Below are 23793 nucleotides of genomic sequence, written 5' to 3' on the forward strand. Positions count from 1 at the left end.
CCCTCATAAATGGCTATTCTTAAAGTATGGTGTAAGGAATTCGATAGACTCCTTTGCTGCCATAACCGGATTGTCACTGTAGGTATATAATTCTACGGTAATGAATCCTGTATATTCGATTTGTTTTACATGATTAAACAATTGATTAAAGTCAATGTTTCCCTTACCAGGTATAAGATGATAGTGTTTGTGATCTGCAATATCTTCTAAATGGATATTCCATATTCGTGACGTTAGACTTGATAACAGAGTGGGAATATCTTCTCCTATTACGTCTGCATGCCCGAGATCTAGGTTTGCTCCCAACCTATTTGACCCTACTATTTGAATCAGTTCATTTAATTCCTTGCCGTTTTCTATTAGAAGACCAGGTTCGTATTCAATCCCTACGTTGATTTCACGTCGTTCCGCATAGTCCATAATTTCCATTAATGAGTTTATCAGGTGGTTAATTGCCTGATTTGGTGGGTTTTCAGAAAGACACCTACCACTTGTAATACTGATGTTTTTTGCATTTACTTTTGCAGCTAAATCTATTAATTGCTTCGTGTATCTAATTCTCTGATTTCTCACCTCTTCTCTCGCGTTACATAGGGACGGCTCAAATGTAGGTTCTCCAGTAGAATGTGAAAAAAATCCGACTGCCGTATTTCCGTTTATATTTGATATCTCAAGATCATATTGTTCTATTTTTTTTTGCACATCACTTACCCAAGGGGCAGTATGCAAAGGTGGGAAAGCATGCGGTACATCCGCTAGAATTTCCACACCCTTATACCCCAAACGTCCAATTTCTGAAATAGATTCGGGCAATGTGTATCTAGTAAATGCATTTGTACTAAATGCCAGCTTCATCTAGTCCCCTCCTTCTTTTGAAATATATGTGGCATTACAACGCTTATTTGTTCAAAAAGATTTCACTCAACTGTTAAGGCAATACCCGACATAATCTATTCATGAGTATTCTACAAAGTTCCGCGAAGAGCCAGCAGTATAGAAAACTCAATATAAATATTATTGCAATAACCTTTGAATCCATAGTTGTATCAACAGTAGGGCCTAGCACTGGAAAACGGAATACATACAGAATCACCATAATACCCGTAAGTAGACATATTGATGAAAAAGAACAACCATAATTCTCCTCTTCAATTGTAAAAAGGCCACACCATCGCTATACCTAATAAACCTGTTGTAAAGGGAAAGATGATTAGTTCACTCGGCTGAATAATAAATAAAAGGAAAATTGTAAGGATATAAGAGAGGATTCCTTGGGGGTAGAAAGCAAGTAACTAAAAAGATTGGTAATGTGGCTTGAAAACTAATCAGATAGTCTATACCAGGCATAAAGCCCCTGCTGATTGAAACCATAGTGGCAAATGTACTCAGTAAGGCTGTAATAACGAACTTGGCTGCAAGAGACATCTTTTTCAAATGAACATAGTCTTCATCTATCTCTATCATAGATTGATACCAATAACGAACAAACCGTTTTATTAAAATAACCTCCTAAAAATATCCAACCAGTCACTTTCTATACTATTCATTCCCTTGTAATTTTATGCGGTATTGCCAACGTTATTGATTGATGGGAAATGCTAATAAGATGCTGAAATCCTTTTTTCATGACCATTCCTGCTCCTTTATTCTGCTAGTTGGACAAAACTTTAGAACAAAAAATTATTTATCCGGTGTTTCAAGTGAGCAAGTATGGACAGGCGCATTCTCTCCCTCTGGTGTTCCTTCCTATTTTTCATTTTAAGGAACAAAGAATTCCATAAGTTGATGGGCATAGGGTTTGCAAGGTATTGTTGAACAAACCTTATTTCAAAGCTACAATTAGCCCTATTTTGAAATTTTCTCCTTCTTTGGATTTATCGTCATAAATGTAGTAAATGTACGATAAATACGCCAACCGTCCAATTCTATAGTTATAAATCATGGAACAATTTCAAAAATAGTACCTTGGTTAAAATCAGTCACCTTCATAGAGCCATAAACCCCTAAATATAATCTGGTTTGATCCAGATTCGTTCCCAAACTAACATAATAAGCTGATTGAGATCCAAAATTATAATCGGTTTCAATAACACTAAAATCATTTAGTTTACCATCTGTACTTGCCCTAGTATAAGCTAAAACCCCTCTAACCGGAGATCGAGATTCTTCCTTCTGGGCAAGATCGGTAAACACAACGCTTCCCGTTAAATTTGGGATTCCATTCCCCATATATGGCTTTACTCCTGTAAGTGCAGTTCCTCCAAACTTATCGGGTCGGGGATCTTTATGAAAATAACTAGTTAAAGGCTGAAGACGCCTCACTGAAGTTTTGACTGTTTCATTGTAATAAGCCATTGTTTTCTCATCCAAAGTCGAATTCTCAGAACAGCCCCTTATAAACGAAGTAGGAAAATCACCTTCCCACCCTCGCCAACCAAAGTTAATAAATCCTTCTTGGTCAGGATTAGATCTCATTAAAGAAGCTTGAATAAGCTGAGTAACCGATATTGGTTTATAATGAACGAACGAAAAAATCGACTCTACCAAATCCTGTCCGACATTTCCCACATATTTGATATACTGATTATAAAACCTTTGAAATGAAATGCCTGGTATATTGCGAACTCCTTTAGCAATTACCGTAAGCGTTTCCTGAATAGATGAGGGAAGTTCATTAAAACGCGTGACTACGGGTGGATTATTGATAAATGTATTCTTAACTACATCAATTTCAATTATTTTACCAGCTATCTCCATATCATCTTGACTTAAATTAAATGGATCATAGCCTGATCCACCATCTCCAGTTGTTAAAACAAGTTTTCCTGTTTCAGGTGAAAAGTTTAAGCTATTAACACCGTTATGATTAAAAAATGGTCTTCTTATATTAAGTAATGTCCGTCGCTTTTGAGGTTGACCATTCGATTGTAAAATCCATTCTTCAACTGTATCTATATGATCATATTGAGTTTCTCTATTTATCCATCTTAGGTTTAAAGTTCTGGGATCACACGGATTAGGCTTAAAAGATTCAGAAAGAGCCCCTGGACCCTGTGTTCCCGCTACTGAATAATGAAGATAAAACAAACCGTTATAATAAAATTCTGGATGAAACGCTAGCCCTAGCAATCCCCGTTCGTCATATCCAATACCAGAAACACCTTGTTCAGACTTACCTAATTTTATAATTCGCGGGCGAATATCTAAAAAAGTCCTTATAACTCCGTTTCCTATGTAAAAGATCTCTCCTACCTGGGTTGCAATAAATAATCTTTCAATCGAGTCACCTGGAAGTAAAGTTGTTTTCAAAACGGTGGGTAAATTTATCTTACTTACAATGGGTCGTAAACTAATCTTTACTTTTATCACCTAACTTTACACCCCTTTTTATTGTTTTCTATTATAAGAATATGATTAGAACTGTTCTATTAGTATTAAATTAGGGCCAGGGAGTTGGGGAATTTTCCGTTTAATATTGGTCCGTTTTTGGTACGTTCTATGCGGATATTGAAATGGACAAATGGAAATTTAAAATTATTTAAATTACTCAATGCATTTGTAGGTCAAATTTCTGTTCATTTGTTTTGTAAGGAGTTTTTACTGTATGGATTTTAGTACATTATTGAAAGTAAAAAAGAATTTACTTAATAATATTATGAATTAATTATTTAAAGTAACGGAGGCTTGGTAGTATCTTGCTTGTTTCCAATATTGTAGGCGATGATCTCGCCATTGTATAAGTCCATATACTGGATAAGTGCAACATTTTTCCGTCGTAAGGCAGGTAAGTAATGTCTGTGACCAGCTTCTGTAGCGGATGATTCGCCTGAAAATCCTGTTTCAAAAGATGATCCGCAACCTGTATCGGTTGTCCGATTCTCTTTCGCTTTTTTACTTTGAATCGACATTGTAATCCTTCTTCTCTCATAATTCGTTGCACTCGCTTATGGTTAATTTGCATCACTCGTCGCAAAGGTGCAGTGATTTTACGGTATCCATAACGAAAGCGATGTTCCTGACACAAATCTTCGGATATGGACAACCAAAGGATTCACCAACCTGTAAGTCTAATTGTTTTCTCCATCGATAGTACGTAGAGCGAGGAATCCGAGCCACTGGCATGCTAATTGCGTTGATACTTCTCCCTTTATCTCGTTCATCCATTGAACTACTACTTCTGGTGACACCTCCTTTCCCATACGTGTACTGTTTACCTACAGGCTGCTCAAAACGATGTGTCTCGCCATTTCTGTACCATCGCATCCATGTTTTAAGTTGTGTTTTGTTTTTAATACAAAGCTGATCCATCACTTCTTTCACGGGGATACCAGCCAATCTCATCTCAACAGCCTTCATCTTAATTTCCATAGGGTAACTCACTCTCGTTGCCAAAGAAAAAACACCTCCAGGTTACTTCCAAACGGGGGGTCAGTCCCACATTCTACTTGGAGGGGATTTTCCTATGGCTAAAAAAGGTCAAAAATTCAAATGTTATTCCGAGGAGTTAAGCTGAAGGCATTAAAATTTGTATCAAGAAAGAGGGATGTCCTATAAAGCAATAACTAAAGCATTAGGAATACCAAGTTCAACTCAGGTTAAGCAGTGGGTTCGAAAGTTCAATAGCGGAGAAGGGGTTATGGATAAACGAGGATAGAGCCGTTCTGGTGACCACCCTAGGAATGTGAATCACAAACGAACCCGTTTAGTTTACATTCTAATTAATCATCTAATTTAGGGGATATTTGGAAATCTCCTTTTTTATTTGGATATTTTAGACGTATACCCCGAATTAAGTCGGAGGCTGTAACAAACCGCTTATCCTTCTACTTTAACTCCCTATGCAAATCGCTTGTAAATCTCATAAGCATATTTTATGCGGCTAGAATAATCAGGGTCTCCTGCTCGTTCAAAGGACCACTGAAATGCTTTAACGGCCTCTTCTATACCCAACTGTTTAAGTCCTTCGACTCCACCATACTTTTGTAATCTGCGTTCAGTTTCTGAGTCACCGCCTTTTAATTCATACAAAAGGAATTCAAGTTGAGTATTTAACGCATATTCATCCTTACCTTTATGCTTTGCCCAAGCCACTAAGTTTTCCCAACGTCCTGAATATTTACTTGACCATTTAGAATATTTAGTCTCCCATTGACAAATTCCTCGTCCAGGTTTTCTTTCATCATTACCTTGAATTTGATGTGGATCCATATTAGGAGACTCGTGTTTTAAGTTACCCATGATACCAGCAGTTGCTCCATCTGAGAATCCTTCTGATTTAAAAAATTTCCAGGCTGTTTTAAATCTATCACCGCTTGGTGATGAGTCGGGCAGTGGTGTTAGTCCGCCCTCCCCACTGGCATTAGGTATATTGAGCTCTTGTCCAATTTGAAGATTTTTTTCGTTAATATTTGGATTTGCTTTTTTAATCTCCTCAACATCCACATTATATTTTTTAGCTATAAGCCAGAGGCTGTCACCTTGCTGAATCTTATACTTTTTTACTTGAGGAATAGTGTTAACTGCTACTCCTTGAGTCGGTTTGGAATATTTCTGTAACAAAGCCCATGTGTCCTTTCCGACTATCCCATCCACCTTTAGATGATGGTCTATTTGAAGATATCTTACAGCCTGATCTGTTTTTAAGCCAAAAACTGAATCAATGCGTCCTGGTGAGAATCCTGCATTTTGAAGTGCTGTTTGAATCTTAGCTACTTCTGGACCTTTTGAGCCTATTTTAATTACTGGTCGGGTAATTACAGCAGTAGTCATTTCAACACTCCTTAGGAAATAGAATGAATACATTTGTGCTTTTGACATAAATAATTTCTGTAGAAGCGTTTAACTTTATGTGGCCTATTTTTTTACATTTATACAAAGGAAACAGATGACTTAAAGTGGTCTTATCAACTTGTTTATGTAATGAACGAATGAAAAAGTTAAATCACCAGATATAATCCCTAATACATTTATTAGGAATTACAATTGGCTTTTCTATTAATTCTCCCAAATCCGTTGGAGATAACGATCTAAATCATTCCTACGATAAGGACTCTTATTTTTTTATTATTTTCTTCTTTTTTCAATGTAACCTTAGGTTTACCAGTTATTAGATCTAATAGAACAGTATTTTTGGCAATTGTAGCAATCAAAATGTAATAACGATAGGTAGATGCTTATTTTATTTATCGGTACCCCTTCAGCCTGACTTCTATAGAATTCCATTAGTTCTAGATGATCTGGTGTAACTTTCTCATTAAACGGTATTAATATTTGAGAGCTTTGGTTAGGAGAAATCATTAATCTTTGAACTGGTATATGTTTGCTCCTAATGATCGCATATGGAACTTCTTTATCCCCTACCTTGGATAGCAATAAAGTCGGTTACACCTTTGCGCAGTGAATACCGGCTTTATTGCTGTTCAAAATACCTTAGCGTAGGAAAAAATCGGCTTTTTGTATATGCAAACGTCCTAGCAGTAGGATTTCTTTTCGCATCGGTCATGCTTTTTCCATACTTTCTATAATCAAAATCACTGCATTTTTTTCTATTCCTCTTGAAAAAGACAAGGAGTAGGAACAATCATCCTTTATCCACGTGGCGAGATTGATAAGCGAGTTACTTCCCTTGAGTGTTACCTCAATATCGCCATTTTTTACAACATCGGTTTCTTCATAGGATGTATAGTCACCACTGATATCCTCTGCTCCCTTTGCTACTCTATATGTGATTTTTTTACTTCCGTCAGAATAAATAATTTGTGCTAGTTTTCCTGAAATAACTGAAAAGTTATCTATTTTATACCCGGTTGGGATTTTTCGCGGTACAAACAGTTCAAAGGGAACAGCTTTTTTAAGCTCGTCAATCCCTTTCATATTCTCAATCGGGCTAGTAACGAAAACCCGATTCGTTCCCGTTTGTGCGCTCATTCCCTTCTCATTGTCTGCATGTGGAGATGTTTGAATCTGTTTATTGCCCCCGTTGTTATTTATCAATGATGGATAAATGGCCATACCACCAAGTATAACGGCACAACAGGCAGCAATAGTGCTCGCAGGCCTGATCCATTTGAGGTATTGTTGTTTTTTTATCACGGTACTCGCTTCTCTTTTCTTTGACACATTACTTAGAATTCTTTCCTCCATTTGAGGAGTAACTTCGATTTTTTCCATTGCGGAACGATATTTATTCTTCAAAATCATATGCTCCTTTCAGGTTTTTTTTGAGCATATCTCTTGCCCTATACAGAAGGGAACGTACCGTAGATTCTTTCTTTTGGAGAAGAGAAGATATTTCAAATGTGGAATAACCCTCGTAATAATAGAGGTGGACGACTTCGCGGTACTTTACCGGCAGAGTATGAACTGCTTCCAACACCTCTGATTCTTTTTCCGTAATACTTTCTATTTGAAGATTTTCGGGAATTGCAATGGTTTTAAACCATGAAGATTTTAGTTTATTTTTACATAGGTTGATAGCGACGCGCATCAGCCAAGCTTTTTCATGTTCAGGACTGGAAAAAGCAGGCTTATTCCTCATCAAACTGAGCAAAGTATCCTGCAGAACATCCTCTGCATCAGAAAGATTATGTAAATACGAATAAGATAATCTTACTATCGTATTGCCGTAGAATTTCAATGCGTGTGCGACTGTCTCATCCGTACACAATGAAACATCGGGCACCTTGCTTACACTCCTTTCGCCTACAAGTATAAAATCTATGGAATCTAAGAAAGGAGCAAAGAGTATCACCCAAAGCTCCTTTCTCATTAGATAAACTTATTATTTGATCCCGTCAATGATTGTTGATAGTGTTTTCTCATTGACAGGTACGTCAAAGGATAGAGAGAAGCTTGTTCCGTCCTTTGTCCATGTAGCAAGATTGATACTGTCACCTTTACCTTTTACAGTAATTTGGGTATTTCCAACAGGAATCGTTTTAACTTTATCATAAACATTATAATCACCGCTGATGTCAGCATTTCCCTTGGCAGTGCGGTATGTAATTTGATTGTCACCATTCAAATAAGAAATTTTCGCCAGATTGTTACTTATCACGATAATCTCTTTCATTTGATAACCATCAGGCAGGGTTTCAGGTACCGCGAACGTAAATCCTACCGCTTTTCGAGCTTCATCCAACGTGCTGTAGTTTACCAAAGGGTTGGGTAGTCCGATGGAAGCTGGTTTTTTCGGTTTCATCGAGTCGTTTGATATGTTGATAACACGATCTTTTATACTAACACAATTCGGATCAGTCAATAATACCTTGTAGAGGTCAACAGGCACATAAATTGATCCTTCAATGATTGCCGGAGCCACGCCCAAGCTTAGAGGTGCTGTCATTCCGATCGCTTTGCTGCTGTATGCAAAATAGGTAGCATTACCCATGCTTAAATCGGTTTGCATGGTACCATTATCCATATGGATGGTTTGCTTCTGTTCATCCAACGTCAAGGTGAATCCAAGTGCTTCTGACGTAATTTTGAGCGGAACCATAATTTGGTCTTCCATTACAACAATTTTTTCAGTTCCAAGCCCCACCGTCTTGTTATTGATTGTAAGAGTATACTGCGCTACAGGAGATATCTGCGTCACTACAGAAGTGTGTTTCGGAGAGAATACATTGCTTGGCTCAGCGGCAAAAGCAGGAACTGACATCATTGTTGCAGCACATAAACCGACAAGTATTTTTTTCATTTTTAAAACAGTCCTTTCTTTGTATGATTTGTTTTGAATGTGAACTTCTATCCTAAATACAAATGAGCAGTTAAAAATGTTGCAAGCTGAAAAAAATTATTTAGAGTTTTAATTGTGAACTCAACTTTCGCATTATAAAATTCGGTGCAACCGCTTGAGACTCATGAGAATAACGCGAAAATTCCGCGATTGACAAAGAACTCCCTTTCTTGTTTGATTTCTTGGAAGTGACGAACAACCATACAAAAAAAGGGTTGTGCCCTATGCTTCAAGCAACAATATTAGAAGAAATATTTTTAAAATACCTCCTGCATTAAAAAACACATAAGAAAAAGATCTTATGTGTTACGTGGTATTTCCACTTTTAGTCTTTTAAATTCAGGACTATCGAAAAAGAAAAACGGTTTACAATAACGTCCCCGCGTTCCCATTCAAGGTTATCGCTTGCCAGCTCGAATCGGATTAGATCCGGATTATAATGAAAGCACATACAGCATATTAATGAATTTCTGCTAACATCATTTGTATTTGAAATGACAGATACTTATGATAGCCTACGATTGTCAACATTCAATGTGTAGTCCCTATTCAAAGGGTCAGATTAGCACACAAACAGAAGAATTAATAGAAAGGTAGTTCAATAGATATTTATGATGTAAAATTTATCTAATATACTATTTAGGGGAGGAATACTTTATGGAACATGAATTAAAAGAGCTAATTAAAAAGTGTGACCTTGCAATAAAGCAAGAAGATTTTGATACATTGATGAATTACTATACAGATGATGCAATTTTAGTTGTAAAACCTGAAATGATTGCACGAGGCAAAGAGGAAATCAAAAAAGCATTTATTGCAATTGCAAAATACTTTAATAACAGTATTGTACCAACACAAGGGGAAATGATTATTTTAGAAGCAGGAGATACCGCTTTAGTTTTATCCCAAACGCTACTTGATGCTGATAAAGAGGATTCGGAATATTCAATAGATAGAAGGGCAACATATGTGTTTAAGAAAAATCGACAAGGCGAATGGCTTTGTGCAATTGACAACTCATATGGTACAGAATTAATTAATTAATTAATAAAGAGACTTTAAAAGGATTGTGAAATTTTGAACTTAAACTATCTGCAAGAATAAGGGAAACCCTTGATAAATAGGTTTCCCTTAATTATTTATATAAATTTCAATAGTAAAGTTTAACAGAGCCATTTTATTAATAAGTACCTTTACTACTTCTTTCGTTTATTCCTATCCATGCCATTAGAAAAGTAATTTAATCCTAGAGCATCATGCCGGGTGCCTTACAAAATCTAACGCTTATTTCCCATCCAAATGATGGTTTCCTGGTTGTGAGTTTATATTGGTTCCATCTGAGGGATCAGTATAGTTTATTCGCTTATCAACTACGATATCAATACCATTTACTTGATCTATAATTCTTTGGAATCCCTCAAAATCCACCAAAACATAGTGGTAAATTGGTATCCCTAATAAATCTTGTAAAGTCTTTTTCAGTAAATCAGATCCCGTAGTTGTGATATCTTTTTTCTTGTTCCCCTTAATACGGGCAATTTCTACTCTATCATAACAGAGTTAACTTTATAGAACACTCATATCTTGTATTTTTACCTTTGTATCACGTGGAATAGAGACTATTGTGATTTTCTTATCTTTAGGATTAAGGACTATAACCATAATGACATCTGTATTCAAGCTACTCCCCTTCTTTCTAGTGCCCTTTCCTACAATGTCAATAGAAATTGGTACTGCAAATTGTAGCAGTATCTGTAAGAGGTAACAGACGCTCCTACTAATCATACTTGTTTCAATCTTGAGTGTACCCTTGCAGTCATTGGTGTTCTAGTAAGCATGTCAATCGCAAATGCTGCTGCGGTTGGAATCAAAATCGAAGCAGCAACTATTCCACCAATTAATCGTTTTCTCATGTTACTTTGCTCCTTTTTTGTTGTAAATATTGAGAATAGGATCGTTCTATTCGTTTGGAAATGGCTGGAGGACACTCCATAGTTTCTGCTTCTTTGTGTCGATGTTCACGGATTTTGCGTTCAATAGTCATTGATCTTTTCCATCCTTTCCGTGGGGAGATCCCTTAAGTTTTTTCGAAGCGTCTGGAGGCCAGCATAATATCTGGACTTGACTGTACCCAACGGAATATCGAGCAAAGTCGCAATTTCTACAAGAGATAGTCGTGAAAAAAGCGGAAGATAACACTGTCCGCTGTTTGTCGGTTAGTTTTCGTATTGACTGCGATATCTCCTGGTTCATCCCATCCATCAACTAGTATCTTGATCCCAATAAGACTCTTCCCGAGTGAAGATACGGATGCGTTCAAAAATTCAGAATTTCTTCCAACTCTTGACCCGAAATCTCTGCACTTGATGGATTACCAAGCCGTGTAGCCAGAATTGGAAAGGACGGTTCGTATCGTAGTTAGCAAGTGAGGTCCACATTTGCATATAGATCTCATTCATGACATCTTCCCGATCCTGCTGATGATCCACCAGAAAGGAGACTGTCCGGTAGACGTCCTGATAGTGGCATCATACATCGTATGAAACGCCTGTTGATCACCGGCCCTCCTGAGTAGCAGCTTACACACTATATTGTCTCTCTACCGCAAACAGTTAAGTTCAAGAGGCTGTCGGTGAATTAAGTGAAGAACTTGATTGGCGCATATTATGAATGCAGAAGCAGAGAAAATACAGTTTACTCTAGATACTTTGGATACAGATACACACCCTTGTAGACGCAGCTAAAGAAAAGCCACTGCAACAGGCTTTTTTTGCTGGTAGGAATTCGGAAATAGAAGAAGAAGCTCCTACGTGTTTCTTGCGAAATTCTGCAAAACACGCTAGTGAAGTGATATATAAGGGTGAAAAATATGTATGCGTGGAGGAGCGAAATATCACCAAAAAAAGTCCTATACATAAATTAACTTAACTAAATTTACATGTTGGGAGATGAATTTCTATGCAAGAACCTACACAGCTACTGAATCAACAACCGTTTATCGGGTGCTATCCTTCGTTGATCTCTTCAGAAGCTTGTCAATCCTTGATTAATTTAGCACGTGGCCAGTTAACACCGGCAACCGTGGTCGGTCAATCCGGGTTAGAAGTTTCTCATGTAAGGATTTCAGAATTGGCTTGGTTTTGCCATAATTACAATGAAGTTGTACAAAGCATATGTAAGCAAATCGCAGAAATTGTTGAGCAACCAATTCACTACGCGGAAAAATTACAAGTTGCTCATTATGGAGCAGGCGGGAAATTTGAGGCTCATTTGGATTGTTATGATTCGCAAGAAGCAAACAAAACATTTCTCGAGCATTCAGGTCAACGGTTATATACTGCGATCCTTTATTTGAATGATGTTGTGTCTGGAGGAGAAACATATTTTCCGAATTTAAAAATCGAAGTTTCTCCTACAACTGGAACGTTATTAGTTTTTGAAAACTGCCAACCAGATACATCCATTCCTGACCTACGATCGTTACATGGATCAAAAATTTTACAGAGTGGTGAAAAGTGGATTGGTACACTTTGGTTTTGTGAGCGACCACAATATCAAGTATAAACCTTTCTTACATTAAATCTAGAAGTGAGAGTCTTCTGCGTTATGTTAAAATCAAGAAAAGACGGTCGCTTTAAACTAGTTCCATAGACTAGACACTTAGAAAAAAGGTGTTTAGTCTGTGGAGAGTACTGCAAAAGCCTTGTATTTTGAGAAGGGCTCTTCGGTGAAGGGGGCCTCATAGGTGTACATTAAAAATGCAGCGCGTATCCGGTTAGGACACGGGCTGCATTTTACTTATTAGCTTTGTCATTCGTTTGGCATTCACTACAAACGCTGTTAGCACTGACTGTATTCGCATTCGAATAAGACCGTGGTATCTAGCCCGGTCCATTCCGAAAACCTTTCATTTCGGCATTCTTATGTTCAATGATCGAGCGGCGTCTTTGCCATGTCGACTCAGGTACTCAAAGCCGTTGTTCGTCAATGCATCGAAAAGGTCTTATCAAATCCAAGACGTTGCTCATGGATTCCACACACACCCTTGCAGACGCAGCTACAGAAAAGCCACTGAACGCCGCCAATTTAAGCGTATGACGCGTTACCAATGTGAATTGCTTAACGTCTCACGTTCAGGCTATTACAACTATTTAAAAGCCGCAGATGCCCGCAAAGAGAGGGCTCGACTTGATGCAGAGGCTGGAGAATTAATCAGAGAGCTTTTGGTCGAAGGGGTTTGGCTACCATCCACCTTTCTTTCGTATCTGCTTATTTTAGCAGTTCAAGCTGGGACTCCAGAAGCTTGATTCGTGGATCTTGCTCAGCGATGATCTCTTCGTGTGACATCTCTCGTTTAAGCGGCCTTCCTACTGTTTCTTTTCGGGAATCCGTGAGGCCAATAATTCCTTCCCTCTCATAAGTCTTCTTCCAACGGTCCGCACTTTGCTCCACACGCTTCATTCTCAGAGAGATCTTTGAACCCTTGGGCTTCAAAGATCTCTCTGGGCGTCTTGCCTTCTTTACGTGATAGAGATCCATATCCACCGTTCCAATAAAGCTTCTAACCAATTCGAAGCCTGACGCTCCCAATAATACGATACTATACCAATCAATTTATCATTAACAAATAACCACAAACGGTTATCTTGTTGTACAGAAGACGATTTCTTTTCTTCAAGAAAAACATCGTATGTTAAAAGGGGAGTCACAGAGTTGCTGCTCTATACCGTCACATTATTCACATAAAATGGAATTAAACTGATCAGCTATGGGGTTTCTAGGGTTCGTTTCTGGATAGATCGGTATAAAGATGCCAGTTGCTTCTATAAACTAACCAATAAACCATCCTGATAATAGCCACAAAGAACTTTTAGCATGCTTTAAGGGTATCTTCATTTTTCTCATCTCACGGAATATAACAACCGTTCGTGTAACTAACTTCTGAGACTGATACTTTACTTTTCCGTTTGTAAAACCAGCTTCTCTGGCAAGCTCTTCAAGAGCTTCAGGCACTAAGCAACGCTGGAGTTCTTGAGAAAAAAGCTGTAGCTCGTCTAAGATTTCTATAAAAAACGCCATCCTCTCCTATGAATCTACGGAAAGAATAGCGTATTTTTCGTTTTAGGGGTACTAAATTATTTTAAGTTGAGGCGATGTGGTGGGACCCAAATATAGAATTTAAATCCCTCATTTACTAATAAGGGCTTCGGACACGATCTGAGTAATTTTATCTGCACCGATGTTAAATGTTGTTTCGAAAGGAACATTCCACTCTTTACAAAGTTTTTTTACTTGTTTCATTAGGATATGTCCTAACCTAGCCAAAAGCAAGATAACAACATCGGCTTTTTTGACACAAGCTTCAATGGATGCTATTGAATCTTTATCATCAACCGATAAAAAAATGCCCCCTCTCGATTCAATTTTTTCTTTATAGTGCACCTTATTAGGATCGTTCCCAACAATAAGTACGTGCTTTCCTTCTAAATTTAATTCAACTGATTTTAGATCTTTAGTAAATTGAATGTCCTTTTTTTTTTTGAAATTTGTTACTCTTCTGGTCTATTTCTAAATGCTCAACTCGATGGATATATGTTATTCTACACAATTCTGGCTTTTCATCAGGAAATGCAATATCAATAATATCCCCTTCGCTTAGAGGTGGTTTAATTCTCGATATTTCAAAATCAGGTATGCGAATAGATTGTGGAACCCCATCGATTCGTATATCTAAATCGGTTTCTAAGCTTTTTCGAACAACCAAAAGTGATCCATCCGATTCAATCGGACAATATTTATATTCAACCCGATCGATTGGAATTACAATATCTGCTTTTTTAGCAAGTTCATAATGATATTTTTTAAAATGATGAAAAGAGGCCACCTCAGTCGCATAAACATAATCGTGGTGTTCAAGCCCCAATCTTCTTACGATTCCCTCTGGAACAATTGCATCAATTTTTGGAAGATATCCTCCTAAAATTTTTCGTTCAAAGAGATACATTGGCTTTTCAATTGTTTCTATCTGATTATCAATATTTTCGAATAAAGATGATTCAGAAGAATTAATAGTATCCTCTTGTTTCACATCCCCTAATTTGTCTGGTTTATTAGTGATTAGTATTTCCGCATCTGTAGAAATCGATCTCTTTTCTCCACCTTCATCTAAATGATTACTCCAATTAGACATGTTTTTCTTTTTTGTTTCGATTAATTGTTCTACTGATTTTAATACTTCAAAATAGGAATCAAATAAATCTTTATTTTTAGATAAATGTTCTGGCATTGTATCTTCTAATGTCTTAATCATATCATCTTTGATTCTTTGAAGGACCTCATCTAGCCTTAGCACGTCCTCTCCCCTTTTCCATATTTATACAATAATGATAGCATCTATGTATGTCTATATACAACTTAAAATTCCCCACACTCATCTCTCCTTTGACCCACATTATCTCCTGGTGTTAACTAATAATAAAGTCATTTTAATGACTACTTCTATTCTCTCTTCTGTAATTGGCTACTCTTTTATTCCATAGCAATTTACTTCCACATACACTATGTCTTTCTCAAGGTTAAATCTTAGCTATACAATCAGGAATATCATTTAAATAGACTATAATAAATAGAGGATAGATAGTTTCGTATGATACTATTTATCTCTATTATAATAGAAACATTAATCAGACAAAACAAAACCTCAAATACCTTGATTCATCCAAGTAGGGCAGATATTCATCGAGCCACAAATCCGAATTATCATCGTAGAGTAGCTTGAGTGCAGGTATTGCTTTCAAGAGTTCGGCTATTACAGTGGTGTATACCATTTCATTCGCCACGGATAAAATTTCCTTTCCAAACAAACCTGCCCTTTAGTTGAACAGACTGCCTGAGAAAATGCTGGCAGCCTGCTGTCATTGTGCTCTCGTGTCCCGTTAGCTCAATGATCTGAAGAAATTGTTTCACTCAAGCTATTCCTCAGAAATCTCTACGCACTATCTAAACCCAATTTGACGCAGAAATTAGGCATTCACCTTACCTAGGGCGAATATCTTAATGGGGAAGTACATTTTTTAAAATTGAGGTGATACACTTGGGATACTTCGTTACTGTGGAACCGGGCGTAAAAGTATTTATAGAGGACATCAATCCGAAGGGAAATAAAACGATACTTTTTATTCATGGATGGCCGCTAAACCATAACCAGTTCGAATATCAGTTCAATTTCCTTCCTAAGCTCGGATATCGTTGTATCGGAATGGACTGGAGAGGATACGGCAATTCGGATAAACCATTCGACGGTTACGGTTTTGACAGATTAGCAGATGATCTTCGTATGGTCATCGAAGCGTTACAGCTAAAAAACATAACACTGGCAGGACACTCTACCGGAGGCGCGATCTCGATTCGTTATATGGCTCGTTACAAAGGGTACGGGGTATCTAAACTCGTCCTGATCGACGCTGCGTCTCCATCAAGCGTTCCAAAAGAATTTACGAATAAAATCATCGAAGAAACAAACAATGACCGTCCGAAAATGCTGCAAAACCAAACGGGGATTTTTTTCTTTCAGTACATTTCTGAACCGAAATCCGAATGGTTCTTTCTAATGGGTTTACAAGCTGCGAATTGGTCGACTTCCGCCATTATGGTCACGCTAAGAGACGAGAATGTTTACAACGATCTTGGACAGATCGATGTGCCCACATTAATTATTCATGGAATTCATGATAAAGTCGTTCCGTTTACCCAAGCTCAGGAAACAAATAAGTTGATTAAAAATTCGCGATTAGTTCCATTCCAATACAGCGGCCATTGCCCTTTTTTGGAGGAGCGTGATAGATTCAACCAACTATTATCTTCTTTTGCATAACGCCTCTGATTAGCCGCACCATCTCTCCCCATAAATATAAGCCGATATGCCGGTACCAATTTCCGTAGCTAATTAATATAGCTCCCTCTTCTTTGTTCTCATTACACGATTATAAGTCAAATGTAATATTCTGTAAAACACAAAAGAATGTATTCTACTTACATATCCCTATTTAAGAAAATAAGCTACTTAACATATTAGTTATGTACAATATGTCAAGCAGCTTATTTTAATCGATTCTATAAAGTTAGGTCTTGATAAATATCATATCTAACATTACCAACCATTTTCGAAACAGAATATACTTTCATTTGCCTTTCATCATTACGGCAATAATAAAGATTCCAACAATTCCCTTCTTGCACCTCTCTATCTAACCACAATGCTTCGTCTTCTCGCTTATGGATTACAGGCATCCGATCATGTATGTTCCATAAACGTCTGTTTTTAGAACTTGTTAATTGAATGTATTTCATTGAAAAATTACAGTTGAACATAAAACCAATATCCGATATATTGGTTTTATGAAAAAAGATATTATTAAACCCATTAAACGTATGTCATTTAGAGATGAAGTATATCTAACTCTGAAAAAAGCAATCGTTACATTAGAGATGCAACCGGAGCAACGCTTAAATGACCAAGAGTTAGCAGAAGAATTCGGAATTAGCCGTACTCCGGTTAGAGAAGCTTTAAAACGTCTTGAAGATGAAGGACTTGTTGAATCTATTCCTGGTTCAGTTACTCGTGTTGCACCATTAAATCTTGAGGAGGCGAAACACGCATTTACTGTAGTAGCAGCTTTACATTCATTAGCTGCTCGTTTAGCAGTACCATTACTCAAAGAGGCAGATATTCAAGAATTAGAGTTCAGTAATAAAGCCTTACTACTATCTATTGAGAAAAAAGATATTATAAAAGCAATTGAAGCTGATGAGTTATTCCACAATGTTTTTTTAGATGTGGCGGGAAATCCTGAAATCATTCGTGCGTTAGAACGAAGTATATTTAAGATTCAACGCCTCGAAATTTCTCAGTTCACTTCTATAAATGGTTTAAAATCAGTAGAACAACATCAGCAAATTATAGAAGCGTGCAAAAATAAAGATAAAGAAACAACAGCACATCTTGTAGAACAAAACTGGTTAAGTCTGGGGAAATTGCTGACTTATGAGACAGATTGAGGTGAGAAATTTGCGCCCTATTATTTTAGGTATATGTGCTGCTTTCTTTTTTGCTTTCACATTTATATTGAATCGAGCAATGGAATTATCAGGTGGTAGCTGGATATGGAGTGCCTCATTAAGGTTTATTTTCATGCTTCCATTCCTTTTACTTCTTGTTATGAGTAGGAAAAAATTAAAAGTATTATTACAAGTTATGAGAGAGGATTTAAGAGCATGGTTTTTATGGAGTTTCGTAGGTTTTGGTCTATTTTATGCTCCATTATGCTTTGCCGCTGCACATGCACCAGGATGGATAATTGCTGGGACATGGCAAATTACTATTATATCAGGATCTTTGTTAGCTCCTCTTTTTATTCAAGCCATTCAAACACCAGATGGAATTCTTAAGAAAAGAGGAAAAATCCCAATGAAGGGTATGGGAATGTCATTGATTATTCTTCTTGGTATTTTCCTTATGCAAATGGAACAAGCAAAATCGCTTGACGTAAAAGATATTTTGTTAGGTATTATCCCTGTTATTGTGGCTTCTTTTGCTTACCCGCTCGGTAATCGTAAGATGATGGAGGTTTGTGGAGATCGTTTGGATGCTTATCAACGTGTACTTGGAATGACATTAGCTAGCTTACCATTCTGGTTTTTACTATCCTTGTATGGTCTTTTTACAACAGGAGTACCTAGTAAAGAACAAGCTATGCAATCTATCTTAGTTGCTATTTGTTCAGGTGTAATTGCAACTATTTTATTTTTTAAAGCAACTGATATAGTTAAAGGAGATATGCAAAAATTAGCTACTGTGGAAGCGACACAATCCATGGAGGTACTGTTTGCTGTTATCGGAGAATTAGTTTTATTACATTCTTCATTTCCTTCTATTTTATCTTGGTGCGGTATGTTTGTAATAATGTTAGGAATGATAGCACATAGTTATGTTTCCCATAAGGGTGAAGTGGCACATAACCAAAATATTAGTGCCTAAATAATTCTTTAAAATGTATATTTATAGGTAATTTTATTACTTTTTGAAACTTGTAGTTCTATAAGTTTCATGTCAAAAAATGATTGATTAAGTAAAAGAATATAAACAACAGCCGATGCCCTTGAAGTGACACCCAAAAGTTAGACAAGTTATTTCATTAGGCAGCTTTCTTGGGCATGGGCCCGGTATTGTACCGGGCTCATGCCTTGCCTTTATTCTTTTATGATTATAGTACTAGCGGGTAAACTAGGTATGACCGTACGACTCCGATTACCAGACAAGTCGTAGCAACCATGATTCAAAAACTTAAAGCAAATTCCAGCGATTTTTTGTTAAAGAAGCAAAACAATTCTTTCCTTGAGCTATCTGACTCAATGATGACGCATGTTAGATAGCCTGTCCATCTTTTTTAATAAATTAAGTTGTTTCATATATTCTTACTTCCTACTTATACAATGAATTCTGAATTTTATAATATCAAAAATACAAAAAAAGACCGCTTATAACGGTCAATTAGTTGTATATTCTAATTCTTGAATGCAATATTCTAATCGATCAATATATTCTTGAATCCTATCATCTTCGTAGACATCTAATGCCTCAATAATATCATCAAGAACACTGTATTTTTCTTCTAAGGACTTTCTTTTGGAATTAGATAATTTACTCATATAATCTTCTAAGTCTATCTTAAAATCTTCTAATAAATCCCTCGCGTCTTCGATATCGCAGTTTTCAACCAATGATTGTAAAAAATTAGACTCTACTTCTTTCCTTTCATTAGCTTCTAATTGCTCAAGTTTTTTAACTACCGTTTCATAACGCTCAATATCTTCTTGAAGGTCTTGAATTGCATCTTCAATTATATCGATTACCTCGTTTATTCTTTCTTTCCGTTCTTTTTTATTCTTAACCCCTTCATTCGTGTAAAGATCATGCCTTATCAAACCAATTAGATGAAAAAAAAGCCCAATCAATCCAAAGATTACACTTGTTAATAGCCCATAATCCTTAAATAGTCTAGTATAGCCAAATACCGTCCATAAAATAGCCATAATCACTGATAAGAATACACAGAATATAATATGATAGCACGATCTATAAAATTTGATTCCATAGTAAACCAGCATACAACTAGCAAGTATAATCATAATATTATATGCTGTATAGTTCCAAGTGTAATAGATTGCAAGGAACAAAAAAAATAGAATTTCGAATATTATGCACTGACGAATATTATCGGCTTTACGTTCACCACTCAAAAATAAAGATCTTCATCTAGATACTGGAGAAAGAAAAACCCCGCTGTTGCCAGAATACACAACATACCCTACCCATTGTAGTAAGGGGGAATCGTAATATATGAAAATTATTTTTTAAAAGGCTTTAGTTCTCATTGCTTGATCAGTTTTTTATGGAAATGTTTCTACCAAACTCCACTATAAGTGAGAGGCATATGAAAGGAGTGTTTTTTTATAAAGAAATTCATATGATTCTGATAGACATACCTCTGTTGAAGCCGTACTTCAAGCCGGCCATATTCCTGCTGGAATCGAGCAATTTTTCAAGGACAATTTGGTATGGCTGGGTTTCCGGCAAAGATGTCCCGGATGTTCAAAAGCTGTTGGAAGAGAATGCAAGATTAAAGGCGGAGTTGGAGAAAAAGAAATGAAAGAGGGGCTGGCACAACCAGCCCTGACTTCAACCAAGTCAGGGCCGATGGCTATCATATATTCTCTTGCTTTAATGCATCAATAATATTTTCCTTTTTTACTTTCGCGCCGGAATAAACAATCGCGGAACTGACAATGACAAATACGGCGACAATGACAGACAGAATGCTCATCCAAGGGAGGGTGAACCCGTAGCTGAATTTGTTCGAAAATGCTCTATAGGTCAGATACATCACGACGAAACTAATGGGAAGCCCGAACAACAGCGATTTGACCCCATAAAAAATACTTTCATAGTTCATCATTTTCGCAAAGCCTTTTGGAGTCAAGCCTACGGATTTCAGCATCGCAAATTCTCGTTTACGAAGAGACACCCCCGTCGAGATCGTATTAAAAATGTTCGCAATGGAAATCGCAGAGATTAATACTATAAAACCGTAAGAAAAGACGGACATCAATAGAATCTGTTGTTCTTCGCTTTTTCTGGATTGATATACATTGTAGACATTCAGATTGGTCTCATGCATCTCTTCAATTTCCTGCTGCGTTCTCATCGGTTCCGTACTTTTCAAGTGGAGGTACGTCGAAACGTTAACTAGATCCTCGTCGTCTGCCAGTCGATTCATGACACGTTCCGACACGATCATATTTAACCCGCCTACGCCTGTCGGGTTCATCCCCATAGGGGCTTGATCCGTCAATGCGGCAACGATCACTTTGTTTGCCTTCGTTTCTTCCCTATTCTCTTTATAGAAGTTCGTTAGCTCGATACTTTGACCGACATTCGTATAAATGGCCTTCGTCTGAACATATTTCCCCGTGCCCATATCTTTGTAATGAATCGTATCCATCACGATCGCGGCGGGATGATCCGGATCCGTAAGCTGTTCGTAATCTACGCCAACCTCTTTGGCATAGGCTTGCAGACTCGAATCGTTCAATGCATGAACTTTAATATCGTAAGGGTATTTCCCGTCTTGCAGCATACTCTTATCCTTCTTAACCTTCTCTTGCAATTCATCGGCGATAATCGCTGCATCGACCCAAGCGTTCCCATATAACTCTTGAATCACGTTGTATTCAGTGACGCCATCCAGGGATACAATCGATCGCATCAACCCTTCATCTATTCTTTTTCCATTGCTGTACGACACTTCAATATCGTAATTGACGCCTTCCCGTGACAGTTCCAGGGATTGTGTCATGCCGGCCGTAAAAAATGATACCGTCAAAAACAAAACGATGCTGATGACAAGCGAAAATACGATGGCATGATATCTCCGTTTGTTCCTTTTTAAGTTTTTCAGCCCGATTTCCGCTTCGATCCCGAAGAACTTGCGAATGAACTTCGACGTTTTCACTGCTTTTGCCGTAAGCTTTACGTCGGCAGTTTGTCGAATCGCGTCCATAGCAGATACCTTGGATGCTTTGATCGCCGGGAGATACGTCGAAACGAAAATCGTCAGCATCGAAACAAGACAAGCAATCAAGAGTGATAACGGCGTGACGATGAGCCTCAGCTTTTCACTGGTCCATAATGCCCCTTCAATCATCGCGTTCATGAACCAAAAAGTGATCCCGATCCCGGCAATACCGCATAGGATGCCAATGGGAATGCTGATCAAGCCAATGACGATACCTTCAAAAAGCACTGAATTTCGCTTCTGCCTTTTCGTAGCCCCCACGCTCGCGAGCATCCCTAAATGGCGGAAACGTTCCGAGACGGATATCGCAAAAGCGTTATAGATGAGCGAAACCGAGCCAATCAGAATAACCCCCATAATAATGGCCGATAAGGAGAACATCATGCTGTACGAGGCTTCGCTTTTGGACAAGCCGTAATAACGTAGCAATCCGTTATTATATTGGACCGTTTCAATTTGGTTTTGCTTAGCCAAATCCTCTGCATGAGCGAACAAGGACGGATTGACTTTCTGCAAGACCACCGCCGCATCGACTCGATCGTTTGCCCCGATGATATTGTCATCGACATAGCTAATGATCGTATAGCCCGGGGCCCAAGCCGTTTCCCATACGGGACGCTTGATGAAGCCAACCACCGTATAATCCCTTGTCTTGATATGCTGCAACGTCTCGGTCAATGTGCCGTCTTCCCTACGCAGCGGTTCGGTCTGATCCAAGGGATGATCGCCCCCTTGTTCGAATCGTTCGCCGACACGAAGGGTTAGACGATCGCCGATTTCGTACTTCACTTTGGCGTTCGTTGCAATGGGCTCGGAGATAACGACTTCCTTGTCCGTATGCGGAAGACGCCCCTTGCTTAGGTCAATCGGAAATTGCGCGAAACCCTGCGCATCATATTCCTTGATGAACAAATACGGTTTATTGGGATTTTGCCCCCCTTCTAATGGGGCATAGCCAAGGTCTCTTGAGATCGCAACGGTTTTGGTTGCGTCATCGCCCTGTATCGCCGCAAGCTGTTCCTTGGTTACATCTTGATATTGGACATGCCACTCCCCTGTATCTGCGATGGCTTGCCTGATCATTAAATCCGAAAAAGAAAAAACAAGCGTAGCGACAGCGGTCACCATGGCAACCGAAATGATGACGCCGATGATGGTTACGAGCGTTCTTCTCTTGTTCTGCTTCAGATGCCGGATGGTTAATGTGTTGACAATATTCATCGTCGGATCACCTCGTCTTTAGCAATCCTCCCGTCTTCAATCGAAATGATCCTGTCGGCTTGCAAGGCGATCCGTTCGTCGTGCGTGATAACGATCAGCGTCTGATGATAGGTCTTATTCAGCATTTTTAATAAGTCGATGATCTCGCTGCTATTCTTGCTGTCCAGATTCCCGGTCGGTTCGTCAGCCAGCATAATGGCAGGATTGCCGATGAGTGCTCTGCCGATCGAGACCCGTTGCTGCTGTCCGCCGGATAGCTGATTCGGCAGGTGGTTTAATCGATGCTGCAAATTCAACGTATTCACAAGACCATTCAACTGCTTTTGATCTACCTTTTGTTTATCTAGCAAGAGCGGCAACGTAATATTCTCTTCTACCGTCAGGACGGGAATCAGATTGAAAAACTGGTAGATCAGGCCGATTTGCCTGCGCCTGAAGATGGCCAGCTGCGTCTCGTTCAAGGCATACATGTCCGTATCCTGAACATAAACTTTACCGCCAGTCGGCCGATCCACACCGCCCAGCATATGAAGTAGCGTCGATTTCCCCGAGCCGGACGGGCCGATAATCGCCACGAATTCGCCCTTTTGGACCGAAAAAGAAACATCGTCAAGCGCCTTCACCGCCGATTCGCCTGTGCCGTATTCTTTAGACAGATGCTCGATTTTTAAAATTTCCATGTCCATACCTCCTTCCCTAAAT

The 23793-nt window shown here is 38.2% G+C and carries 22 protein-coding genes and 8 pseudogenes; 9 read left to right on the forward strand and 21 right to left on the reverse strand.

The annotated features are described in order from the left end of the window. Positions 1 to 3: 3 nt before the first annotated feature. From O0550_RS22595 to O0550_RS22615, 6 genes and pseudogenes are all read right to left on the reverse strand, one after another. A complete protein-coding gene (locus O0550_RS22595; protein WP_258427272.1) occupies positions 4 to 855 on the reverse strand; it encodes a sugar phosphate isomerase/epimerase family protein in 852 nt (283 codons plus the stop codon). A 73-nt stretch (positions 856 to 928) separates the two neighbouring features. Then, a pseudogene (locus tag O0550_RS22600) lies at positions 929 to 1497 on the reverse strand (hypothetical protein). A 441-nt stretch (positions 1498 to 1938) separates the two neighbouring features. After that, positions 1939 to 3369 carry a PQQ-dependent sugar dehydrogenase gene (locus O0550_RS22605; protein ID WP_258427273.1) on the reverse strand — a complete coding sequence of 477 codons (1431 nt, stop codon included), beginning with the start codon at positions 3367 to 3369 and terminating at the stop codon, positions 1939 to 1941. A gap of 299 nt (positions 3370 to 3668) precedes the next feature. Beyond that, positions 3669 to 3908, reverse strand: coding sequence for a hypothetical protein (locus O0550_RS22610; protein ID WP_396125776.1), 240 nt, complete (start codon positions 3906 to 3908; stop codon positions 3669 to 3671). Positions 3909 to 3946: 38 nt separating this feature from the next. Beyond that, positions 3947 to 4042: pseudogene (locus O0550_RS24770) on the reverse strand (hypothetical protein); the annotation flags it as partial. Positions 4043 to 4188: 146 nt separating this feature from the next. Further along, positions 4189 to 4368 (reverse strand): annotated as a pseudogene (locus tag O0550_RS22615) (IS3 family transposase); the annotation flags it as partial. A 157-nt stretch (positions 4369 to 4525) separates the two neighbouring features. On the opposite strand from O0550_RS22615, the gene O0550_RS24775 reads away from it, so the two are divergent. After that, a complete protein-coding gene (locus tag O0550_RS24775; protein WP_003339275.1) occupies positions 4526 to 4654 on the forward strand; it encodes a helix-turn-helix domain-containing protein in 129 nt (42 codons plus the stop codon). 182 nt (positions 4655 to 4836) lie between these two features. Here the strand turns inward: O0550_RS24775 and O0550_RS22620 are convergent, their stop codons facing one another. The 4 genes from O0550_RS22620 to O0550_RS22635 form a co-directional block, all read right to left on the reverse strand. Beyond that, a complete protein-coding gene (locus O0550_RS22620) occupies positions 4837 to 5769 on the reverse strand; it encodes a phage tail tip lysozyme (protein WP_258427276.1) in 933 nt (310 codons plus the stop codon). A gap of 729 nt (positions 5770 to 6498) precedes the next feature. Next, complete coding sequence (locus tag O0550_RS22625; RefSeq protein WP_258427277.1) at positions 6499 to 7200, reverse strand: DUF4367 domain-containing protein; 702 nt, start codon at positions 7198 to 7200, stop codon at positions 6499 to 6501. Continuing rightward, on the reverse strand, positions 7184 to 7681 hold the full coding sequence (locus O0550_RS22630) for a sigma-70 family RNA polymerase sigma factor (protein ID WP_121474856.1): 498 nt from the start codon (positions 7679 to 7681) through the stop codon (positions 7184 to 7186). The genes O0550_RS22625 and O0550_RS22630 overlap by 17 nt, the downstream gene beginning before the upstream one ends. Before the next feature lie 99 nt (positions 7682 to 7780). After that, complete coding sequence (locus O0550_RS22635) at positions 7781 to 8698, reverse strand: stalk domain-containing protein (RefSeq protein ID WP_258427278.1); 918 nt, start codon at positions 8696 to 8698, stop codon at positions 7781 to 7783. A 696-nt stretch (positions 8699 to 9394) separates the two neighbouring features. On the opposite strand from O0550_RS22635, the gene O0550_RS22640 reads away from it, so the two are divergent. Further along, the gene (locus O0550_RS22640; protein ID WP_258427279.1) at positions 9395 to 9781 is read left to right on the forward strand and encodes a YybH family protein; all 387 of its coding nucleotides are present in this window, start codon (positions 9395 to 9397) and stop codon (positions 9779 to 9781) included. A gap of 240 nt (positions 9782 to 10021) precedes the next feature. On the opposite strand, the pseudogene O0550_RS24780 reads toward O0550_RS22640, so the two are convergent. From O0550_RS24780 to O0550_RS22650, 3 pseudogenes are all read right to left on the reverse strand, one after another. Next, positions 10022 to 10522: pseudogene (locus tag O0550_RS24780) on the reverse strand (LCP family protein). Positions 10523 to 10548: 26 nt separating this feature from the next. Beyond that, positions 10549 to 10781: pseudogene (locus O0550_RS22645) on the reverse strand (hypothetical protein); the annotation flags it as partial. Beyond that, positions 10771 to 11327, reverse strand: a pseudogene (locus O0550_RS22650) (sigma-70 family RNA polymerase sigma factor). The pseudogenes O0550_RS22645 and O0550_RS22650, both read right to left, overlap by 11 nt. 64 nt (positions 11328 to 11391) lie before the next feature. Here O0550_RS22650 and O0550_RS24875 point away from each other — a divergent pair. Both O0550_RS24875 and O0550_RS22655 read left to right on the forward strand, forming a co-directional pair. Further along, complete coding sequence (locus O0550_RS24875) at positions 11392 to 11481, forward strand: alpha-helical endospore appendage domain-containing protein (RefSeq protein WP_487277094.1); 90 nt, start codon at positions 11392 to 11394, stop codon at positions 11479 to 11481. 214 nt (positions 11482 to 11695) lie between these two features. Next, entirely contained in the window at positions 11696 to 12301 is a 606-nt protein-coding gene (locus O0550_RS22655) for a prolyl hydroxylase family protein (protein ID WP_003339262.1), read from the forward strand. 211 nt (positions 12302 to 12512) lie between these two features. Here O0550_RS22655 and O0550_RS22660 read toward each other — a convergent pair. Further along, positions 12513 to 12684, reverse strand: a pseudogene (locus O0550_RS22660) (transposase); the annotation flags it as partial. Between the two features lie 30 nt (positions 12685 to 12714). Between O0550_RS22660 and O0550_RS22665 the strand changes: the two are divergent. Beyond that, positions 12715 to 13044 (forward strand): hypothetical protein, encoded by a 330-nt coding sequence (locus O0550_RS22665; protein ID WP_258427288.1) that lies wholly within the window; start codon positions 12715 to 12717, stop codon positions 13042 to 13044. 523 nt (positions 13045 to 13567) lie between these two features. Here O0550_RS22665 and O0550_RS22670 read toward each other — a convergent pair. The 3 genes from O0550_RS22670 to O0550_RS22680 all read right to left on the reverse strand — a co-directional run bounded on the left by O0550_RS22670 (position 13568) and on the right by O0550_RS22680 (position 15089). After that, complete coding sequence (locus tag O0550_RS22670; protein WP_096885612.1) at positions 13568 to 13816, reverse strand: hypothetical protein; 249 nt, start codon at positions 13814 to 13816, stop codon at positions 13568 to 13570. Positions 13817 to 13924: 108 nt separating this feature from the next. Continuing rightward, a complete protein-coding gene (locus O0550_RS22675; protein WP_003339258.1) occupies positions 13925 to 14179 on the reverse strand; it encodes a DUF2325 domain-containing protein in 255 nt (84 codons plus the stop codon). Positions 14180 to 14249: 70 nt separating this feature from the next. Further along, positions 14250 to 15089: a DUF2325 domain-containing protein gene (locus tag O0550_RS22680; protein WP_258427280.1), complete on the reverse strand. Its 840-nt coding sequence runs from the start codon at positions 15087 to 15089 to the stop codon at positions 14250 to 14252. Positions 15090 to 15830: 741 nt separating this feature from the next. On the opposite strand from O0550_RS22680, the gene O0550_RS22685 reads away from it, so the two are divergent. Then, the gene (locus O0550_RS22685; RefSeq protein ID WP_101669459.1) at positions 15831 to 16610 is read left to right on the forward strand and encodes an alpha/beta fold hydrolase; all 780 of its coding nucleotides are present in this window, start codon (positions 15831 to 15833) and stop codon (positions 16608 to 16610) included. Between the two features lie 239 nt (positions 16611 to 16849). Here O0550_RS22685 and O0550_RS22690 read toward each other — a convergent pair whose 3' ends face one another. Beyond that, the gene (locus O0550_RS22690) at positions 16850 to 17107 is read right to left on the reverse strand and encodes an SOS response-associated peptidase family protein (protein ID WP_081476680.1); all 258 of its coding nucleotides are present in this window, start codon (positions 17105 to 17107) and stop codon (positions 16850 to 16852) included. Positions 17108 to 17134: 27 nt separating this feature from the next. Between O0550_RS22690 and O0550_RS22695 the strand changes: the two genes are divergently transcribed. Together O0550_RS22695 and O0550_RS22700 are read left to right on the forward strand one after the other, a co-directional pair. Beyond that, positions 17135 to 17794: a GntR family transcriptional regulator gene (locus tag O0550_RS22695; RefSeq protein ID WP_003339254.1), complete on the forward strand. Its 660-nt coding sequence runs from the start codon at positions 17135 to 17137 to the stop codon at positions 17792 to 17794. Next, a complete protein-coding gene (locus tag O0550_RS22700) occupies positions 17781 to 18773 on the forward strand; it encodes a DMT family transporter (protein ID WP_035317992.1) in 993 nt (330 codons plus the stop codon). The genes O0550_RS22695 and O0550_RS22700 overlap by 14 nt, the downstream gene beginning before the upstream one ends. 509 nt (positions 18774 to 19282) lie before the next feature. Here O0550_RS22700 and O0550_RS22705 read toward each other — a convergent pair. Next, positions 19283 to 20035, reverse strand: a complete 753-nt coding sequence (locus tag O0550_RS22705; protein WP_258427283.1) for a hypothetical protein — start codon at positions 20033 to 20035, stop codon at positions 19283 to 19285. A 317-nt stretch (positions 20036 to 20352) separates the two neighbouring features. On the opposite strand from O0550_RS22705, the pseudogene O0550_RS24785 reads away from it, so the two are divergent. Then, a pseudogene (locus tag O0550_RS24785) lies at positions 20353 to 20445 on the forward strand (DUF4062 domain-containing protein); the annotation flags it as partial. A 54-nt stretch (positions 20446 to 20499) separates the two neighbouring features. On the opposite strand, the gene O0550_RS22715 reads toward O0550_RS24785, so the two are convergent. Beyond that, positions 20500 to 23091 carry an ABC transporter permease gene (locus tag O0550_RS22715; protein WP_258427285.1) on the reverse strand — a complete coding sequence of 864 codons (2592 nt, stop codon included), beginning with the start codon at positions 23089 to 23091 and terminating at the stop codon, positions 20500 to 20502. Next, positions 23088 to 23771 carry an ABC transporter ATP-binding protein gene (locus tag O0550_RS22720; RefSeq protein WP_003339250.1) on the reverse strand — a complete coding sequence of 228 codons (684 nt, stop codon included), beginning with the start codon at positions 23769 to 23771 and terminating at the stop codon, positions 23088 to 23090. The genes O0550_RS22715 and O0550_RS22720 overlap by 4 nt, the downstream gene beginning before the upstream one ends. Between the last annotated feature and the right edge of the window lie 22 nt (positions 23772 to 23793).

The organism is Brevibacillus halotolerans (assembly GCF_026891775.1).
Lineage (GTDB): Bacteria > Bacillota > Bacilli > Brevibacillales > Brevibacillaceae > Brevibacillus_B > Brevibacillus_B halotolerans.

What these genes read in the sequence shown, in the direction of transcription:
- O0550_RS22595 (WP_258427272.1), bottom strand. Translation starts at nt 855, where the DNA reads ATGAAGCTGGCATTTAGTACAAATGCATTTACTAGATACACATTGCCC.
- O0550_RS22610 (WP_396125776.1), bottom strand. Translation starts at nt 3,908, where the DNA reads ATGTCGATTCAAAGTAAAAAAGCGAAAGAGAATCGGACAACCGATACA.
- O0550_RS22620 (WP_258427276.1), bottom strand. Translation starts at nt 5,769, where the DNA reads ATGACTACTGCTGTAATTACCCGACCAGTAATTAAAATAGGCTCAAAA.
- O0550_RS22625 (WP_258427277.1), bottom strand. Translation starts at nt 7,200, where the DNA reads ATGATTTTGAAGAATAAATATCGTTCCGCAATGGAAAAAATCGAAGTT.
- O0550_RS22635 (WP_258427278.1), bottom strand. Translation starts at nt 8,698, where the DNA reads ATGAAAAAAATACTTGTCGGTTTATGTGCTGCAACAATGATGTCAGTT.
- O0550_RS22640 (WP_258427279.1), top strand. Translation starts at nt 9,395, where the DNA reads ATGGAACATGAATTAAAAGAGCTAATTAAAAAGTGTGACCTTGCAATA.
- O0550_RS22655 (WP_003339262.1), top strand. Translation starts at nt 11,696, where the DNA reads ATGCAAGAACCTACACAGCTACTGAATCAACAACCGTTTATCGGGTGC.
- O0550_RS22670 (WP_096885612.1), bottom strand. Translation starts at nt 13,816, where the DNA reads ATGGCGTTTTTTATAGAAATCTTAGACGAGCTACAGCTTTTTTCTCAA.
- O0550_RS22690 (WP_081476680.1), bottom strand. Translation starts at nt 17,107, where the DNA reads ATGTTCAACTGTAATTTTTCAATGAAATACATTCAATTAACAAGTTCT.
- O0550_RS22695 (WP_003339254.1), top strand. Translation starts at nt 17,135, where the DNA reads ATGAAAAAAGATATTATTAAACCCATTAAACGTATGTCATTTAGAGAT.
- O0550_RS22700 (WP_035317992.1), top strand. Translation starts at nt 17,781, where the DNA reads ATGAGACAGATTGAGGTGAGAAATTTGCGCCCTATTATTTTAGGTATA.
- O0550_RS22715 (WP_258427285.1), bottom strand. Translation starts at nt 23,091, where the DNA reads ATGAATATTGTCAACACATTAACCATCCGGCATCTGAAGCAGAACAAG.
- O0550_RS22720 (WP_003339250.1), bottom strand. Translation starts at nt 23,771, where the DNA reads ATGGAAATTTTAAAAATCGAGCATCTGTCTAAAGAATACGGCACAGGC.